Annotated in this window: 1 rRNA gene; it reads left to right on the top strand. The window is 53.8% G+C overall.

The window, feature by feature from the left end:
• Positions 1-42 precede the first annotated feature (42 nt).
• Positions 43-1,211, top strand: a 23S ribosomal RNA gene (locus tag SLS51_RS22985); the annotation flags it as partial.

Raw genomic sequence — 1,211 nt, 5'->3', positions numbered from 1 at the left:
TATCTCTCAAGCTGAACAATCCGAGACAGTTTCGGGTTGTGAGGTTAAGCGACTAAGCGTACACGGTGGATGCCTAGGCAGTCAGAGGCGATGAAGGACGTGCTAATCTGCGAAAAGCGCCGGTGAGCTGATATGAAGCGAGATAACCGGCGATGTCCGAATGGGGAAACCCAGTGCAATGCGTTGCACTATCATTAACTGAATTCATAGGTTAATGAGGCGAACCGGGGGAACTGAAACATCTCAGTACCCCGAGGAAAAGAAATCAACCGAGATTCCCCCAGTAGCGGCGAGCGAACGGGGAGGAGCCCAGAACCTGCATCAGCCCCAGCATCAGAGGAACGGTCTGGAAAGGCCGGCGAGAGAGGGTGACAGCCCCGTACTCGAAGGTGGTGTGGTTGTGAGTTCGAAGAGTAAGGCGGGACACGAGAAATCCTGTCTGAAGGTGGGGGGACCATCCTCCAAGGCTAAATACTCCTGACTGACCGATAGTGAACCAGTACCGTGAGGGAAAGGCGAAAAGAACCCCGGCGAGGGGAGTGAAAGAGAACCTGAAACCGTGTACGTACAAGCAGTGGGAGCCTTGATTAATCAGGGTGACTGCGTACCTTTTGTATAATGGGTCAGCGACTTATATTCTGTAGCAAGGTTAACCGATTAGGGGAGCCGCAGGGAAACCGAGTCTTAACTGGGCGAATGAGTTGCAGGGTATAGACCCGAAACCCGGTGAGCTAGCCATGGGCAGGTTGAAGGTTGGGTAACACTAACTGGAGGACCGAACCGACTAATGTTGAAAAATTAGCGGATGACCTGTGGCTGGGGGTGAAAGGCCAATCAAACCGGGAGATAGCTGGTTCTCCCCGAAAGCTATTTAGGTAGCGCCTCGTGAAGTCATCTTCGGGGGTAGAGCACTGTTTCGGCTAGGGGGCCATCCCGGCTTACCAACCCGATGCAAACTGCGAATACCGAAGAATGTTATCACGGGAGACACACGGCGGGTGCTAACGTCCGTCGTGAAGAGGGAAACAACCCAGACCGCCAGCTAAGGTCCCGAAGTCATGGTTAAGTGGGAAACGATGTGGGAAGGCCCAGACAGCCAGGATGTTGGCTTAGAAGCAGCCATCATTGAAAGAAAGCGTAATAGCTCACTGGTCGAGTCGGCCTGCGCGGAAGATGTAACGGGGCTAAACCATGCACCGAAGCTGCGGCAG

This window comes from Photorhabdus africana, assembly GCF_035181445.1.
Classification (GTDB): domain Bacteria; phylum Pseudomonadota; class Gammaproteobacteria; order Enterobacterales; family Enterobacteriaceae; genus Photorhabdus; species Photorhabdus laumondii.
Note: the sequence above shows the minus strand (reverse complement) of the source record. Positions and strands in the feature narration are given on the sequence as shown.